This window comes from Niallia sp. FSL M8-0099 (genome assembly GCF_038006945.1).
GTDB classification, from domain to species: domain Bacteria; phylum Bacillota; class Bacilli; order Bacillales; family Cytobacillaceae; genus Niallia; species Niallia circulans.
Genome location: NZ_JBBOWF010000009.1, coordinates 1 through 5,305 on the forward strand (window position 1 = coordinate 1; position 5,305 = coordinate 5,305).

Consider the following 5,305-nt stretch of genomic DNA (forward strand, 5'->3'; position numbering starts at 1 on the left):
GCCTGGCGACGTCCTACTCTCACAGGGGGAGAACCCCCAACTACCATCGGCGCTGAGAAGCTTAACTTCCGTGTTCGGTATGGGAACGGGTGTGACCTTCTCGCTATCGCCACCAGACTATTTATTTGTGAGGTTGTTCCCTCAAAACTAGATTATGAAGTAAAAAGAAAGAATGAGTAATCAATATTGTCCAGCTCCAACGCCGATAAACAGGCGTTTCCGCTTTTCATTTTAGTTAAGTCCTCGATCTATTAGTATCAGTCAGCTCCACATGTCGCCACGCTTCCACCTCTGACCTATCAACCTGATCATCTTTCAGGGATCTTACTAGCTTGCGCTATGGGAAATCTCATCTTGAGGGGGGCTTCATGCTTAGATGCTTTCAGCACTTATCCCTTCCGCACATAGCTACCCAGCGATGCCTTTGGCAAGACAACTGGTACACCAGCGGTGCGTCCATCCCGGTCCTCTCGTACTAAGGACAGCTCCTCTCAAATTTCCTACGCCCACGACGGATAGGGACCGAACTGTCTCACGACGTTCTGAACCCAGCTCGCGTACCGCTTTAATGGGCGAACAGCCCAACCCTTGGGACCGACTACAGCCCCAGGATGCGATGAGCCGACATCGAGGTGCCAAACCTCCCCGTCGATGTGGACTCTTGGGGGAGATAAGCCTGTTATCCCCGGGGTAGCTTTTATCCGTTGAGCGATGGCCCTTCCATGCGGAACCACCGGATCACTAAGCCCGACTTTCGTCCCTGCTCGACTTGTAGGTCTCGCAGTCAAGCTCCCTTGTGCCTTTACACTCTACGAATGATTTCCAACCATTCTGAGGGAACCTTTGGGCGCCTCCGTTACTTTTTAGGAGGCGACCGCCCCAGTCAAACTGCCCACCTGACACTGTCTCCCACCCCGATCAGGGGTGCGGGTTAGAATGTCAATACAGCCAGGGTAGTATCCCACCAATGCCTCCACCGAAGCTGGCGCTCCGGCTTCCAAGGCTCCTACCTATCCTGTACAAGCTGTACCAAAATTCAATATCAGGCTGCAGTAAAGCTCCACGGGGTCTTTCCGTCCTGTCGCGGGTAACCTGCATCTTCACAGGTACTATAATTTCACCGAGTCTCTCGTTGAGACAGTGCCCAGATCGTTACACCTTTCGTGCGGGTCGGAACTTACCCGACAAGGAATTTCGCTACCTTAGGACCGTTATAGTTACGGCCGCCGTTTACTGGGGCTTCAATTCAGAGCTTCGCACTAACGTGCTAACCCCTCCTCTTAACCTTCCAGCACCGGGCAGGTGTCAGCCCCTATACTTCGCCTTGCGGCTTCGCAGAGACCTGTGTTTTTGCTAAACAGTCGCCTGGGCCTATTCACTGCGGCTCTCGCAGGCTTGCACCCGCAAGAGCACCCCTTCTCCCGAAGTTACGGGGTCATTTTGCCGAGTTCCTTAACGAGAGTTCTCTCGCTCACCTTAGGATTCTCTCCTCGCCTACCTGTGTCGGTTTGCGGTACGGGCACCCTAAATCTCGCTAGAGGCTTTTCTTGGCAGTGTGGAATCAGGAACTTCGGTACTATATTTCCCTCGCCGTCACAGCTCCGCTTATGTGGTAATGGGATTTGCCTCATTACCAGCCTAACTGCTTGGACGTGCTAATCCAACAGCACGCTTACCCTATCCTCCTGCGTCCCCCCATTGCTCAAACGATTTAAAGGTGGTACAGGAATATCAACCTGTTGTCCATCGCCTACGCTTTTCAGCCTCGGCTTAGGTCCCGACTAACCCTGAGCGGACGAGCCTTCCTCAGGAAACCTTAGGCATTCGGTGGATGAGATTCTCACTCATCTTTCGCTACTCATACCGGCATTCTCACTTCTAAGCGCTCCACCAGTCCTTACGGTCTAGCTTCAACGCCCTTAGAACGCTCTCCTACCACTGACATCATAGATGTCAATCCACAGCTTCGGTGATACGTTTAGCCCCGGTACATTTTCGGCGCAGAGTCACTCGACCAGTGAGCTATTACGCACTCTTTAAATGGTGGCTGCTTCTAAGCCAACATCCTGGTTGTCTAAGCAACTCCACATCCTTTTCCACTTAACGTATACTTTGGGACCTTAGCTGGTGGTCTGGGCTGTTTCCCTCTTGACCACGGATCTTATCACTCGTAGTCTGACTCCCAAGAATAAGTATTTGGCATTCGGAGTTTGTCTGAATTCGGTAACCCGATGGGGGCCCCTAGTCCAAACAGTGCTCTACCTCCAATACTCTAAATCTTGAGGCTAGCCCTAAAGCTATTTCGGAGAGAACCAGCTATCTCCAAGTTCGATTGGAATTTCTCCGCTACCCACACCTCATCCCCGCACTTTTCAACGTGCGTGGGTTCGGGCCTCCATCCAGTGTTACCTGGACTTCACCCTGGACATGGGTAGATCACCTGGTTTCGGGTCTACAACCACATACTATTTCGCCCTATTCAGACTCGCTTTCGCTGCGGCTCCGTCTCTTCAACTTAACCTCGCATGTAATCGTAACTCGCCGGTTCATTCTACAAAAGGCACGCTATCACCCATAAATGGGCTCTAACTACTTGTAGGCACACGGTTTCAGGATCTATTTCACTCCCCTTCCGGGGTGCTTTTCACCTTTCCCTCACGGTACTGGTTCACTATCGGTCACTAGGGAGTATTTAGCCTTGGGAGATGGTCCTCCCTGCTTCCGACGGGATTTCTCGTGTCCCGCCGTACTCAGGATACACTCAAGAGGGAACGAAGTTTCGACTACAGGGTTTTTACCTTCTACGACTGACCTTTCCAGATCGATTCGTCTACCCCGTTCCTTTGTAACTCCATATAGAGTGTCCTACAACCCCAAGAGGCAAGCCTCTTGGTTTGGGCTAATCCCGTTTCGCTCGCCGCTACTCAGGGAATCGCGTTTGCTTTCTCTTCCTCCGGGTACTTAGATGTTTCAGTTCCCCGGGTCTGCCTTCAGTACCCTATGTATTCAGGTAAAGATTCTATCCCATTACGGATAGAGGGTTTCCCCATTCGGAAATCTCTGGATCAAAGCTTACTTACAGCTCCCCAAAGCATATCGGTGTTAATCCCGTCCTTCATCGGCTCCTAGTGCCAAGGCATCCACCGTGCGCCCTTTCTAACTTAACTTAGTTTCGACCAAAGATAAGCGGCGTATCTCTTCGTCAGCTTCTTCACTCTGCTCCTCACGTACTGTCGTACGCTCCGGTGCTCGTTCGGTCGCTTCCTTGACCTACTTGCTTCTCTTTGCTCTCCAATCTTTGAAGGAGTATTCGTTTAATACGACTACTTTCCAAAGAAGTAATTCTCTAAAATAGAGAATCTAAGATGGCGATTACTCGGTTTCTTTCTTGGTTCTTACTTTTCATAATCTAGTTTTCAAGGAACAATTTCGGCTAAAGATAAACTTCGCATCTCTTCGTCAGCTTCTTCGCTCTGCTCCTCACGTACTGTTGTACGCTCCGGTGCTCGCGCATTCGCTTCCTTGATCTACTCGTTTCTCTTTACCCTCAAACTTATTACTGTTTTTGAGGAATTGCTCCCTCAAAACTGAACAATCAAATCGTCAACAATCTTTGATGGAATGTAAATTCCATTTTCCTTAGAAAGGAGGTGATCCAGCCGCACCTTCCGATACGGCTACCTTGTTACGACTTCACCCCAATCATCTATCCCACCTTAGGCGGCTGGCTCCAAAAGGTTACCCCACCGACTTCGGGTGTTACAAACTCTCGTGGTGTGACGGGCGGTGTGTACAAGGCCCGGGAACGTATTCACCGCGGCATGCTGATCCGCGATTACTAGCGATTCCAGCTTCATGTAGGCGAGTTGCAGCCTACAATCCGAACTGAGAATGGTTTTATGGGATTTGCTCGACCTCGCGGTTTTGCTGCCCTTTGTACCATCCATTGTAGCACGTGTGTAGCCCAGGTCATAAGGGGCATGATGATTTGACGTCATCCCCACCTTCCTCCGGTTTGTCACCGGCAGTCACCTTAGAGTGCCCAACTGAATGCTGGCAACTAAGATCAAGGGTTGCGCTCGTTGCGGGACTTAACCCAACATCTCACGACACGAGCTGACGACAACCATGCACCACCTGTCACTCTGTCCCCCGAAGGGGAACGTCCTATCTCTAGGAGTGTCAGAGGATGTCAAGACCTGGTAAGGTTCTTCGCGTTGCTTCGAATTAAACCACATGCTCCACCGCTTGTGCGGGCCCCCGTCAATTCCTTTGAGTTTCAGCCTTGCGGCCGTACTCCCCAGGCGGAGTGCTTAATGCGTTTGCTGCAGCACTAAAGGGCGGAAACCCTCTAACACTTAGCACTCATCGTTTACGGCGTGGACTACCAGGGTATCTAATCCTGTTTGCTCCCCACGCTTTCGCGCCTCAGCGTCAGTTACAGACCAAAGAGTCGCCTTCGCCACTGGTGTTCCTCCACATCTCTACGCATTTCACCGCTACACGTGGAATTCCACTCTTCTCTTCTGCACTCAAGTCCCCCAGTTTCCAATGACCCTCCACGGTTGAGCCGTGGGCTTTCACATCAGACTTAAAGGACCGCCTGCGCGCGCTTTACGCCCAATAATTCCGGACAACGCTTGCCACCTACGTATTACCGCGGCTGCTGGCACGTAGTTAGCCGTGGCTTTCTGGTTAGGTACCGTCAAGGTACAAGCAGTTACTCTTGTACTTGTTCTTCCCTAACAACAGAGTTTTACGATCCGAAAACCTTCATCACTCACGCGGCGTTGCTCCGTCAGACTTTCGTCCATTGCGGAAGATTCCCTACTGCTGCCTCCCGTAGGAGTCTGGGCCGTGTCTCAGTCCCAGTGTGGCCGATCACCCTCTCAGGTCGGCTACGCATCGTCGCCTTGGTGAGCCGTTACCTCACCAACTAGCTAATGCGCCGCGGGCCCATCTGTAAGTGACAGCGTAAACCGTCTTTCAGCTTTTCCTCATGAGAGGAAAAGGATTATCCGGTATTAGCTCCGGTTTCCCGAAGTTATCCCAGTCTTACAGGCAGGTTGCCCACGTGTTACTCACCCGTCCGCCGCTAACTTTAAAAGCAAGCTTTTAAAGTCCGCTCGACTTGCATGTATTAGGCACGCCGCCAGCGTTCGTCCTGAGCCAGGATCAAACTCTCCAATAAAGAGTTGATTAGCTCATTGCTAAACTCTAGCTTTTTATTACTTTTTTTGTTTTACAACATTCGTTATAAAACGATTATTGTTGACGTTTGTTTGTTCAGTTTTCAAAGAGCAAT

3 rRNA genes are annotated in these 5,305 nt (G+C 51.0%); all 3 read right to left on the reverse strand.

Going from position 1 to position 5,305, the window contains the following annotated elements:
- Nucleotides 1-117 (reverse strand): 5S ribosomal RNA (rrf, locus tag NSQ92_RS26720).
- Between the two features lie 114 nt (nt 118-231).
- Nucleotides 232-3,167, reverse strand: a 23S ribosomal RNA gene (locus tag NSQ92_RS26725).
- A 476-nt stretch (nt 3,168-3,643) separates the two neighbouring features.
- Nucleotides 3,644-5,191 (reverse strand): 16S ribosomal RNA (locus NSQ92_RS26730).
- The 16S, 23S and 5S rRNA genes sit together here, the layout of an rRNA operon.
- Nucleotides 5,192-5,305: the final 114 nt, after the last annotated feature.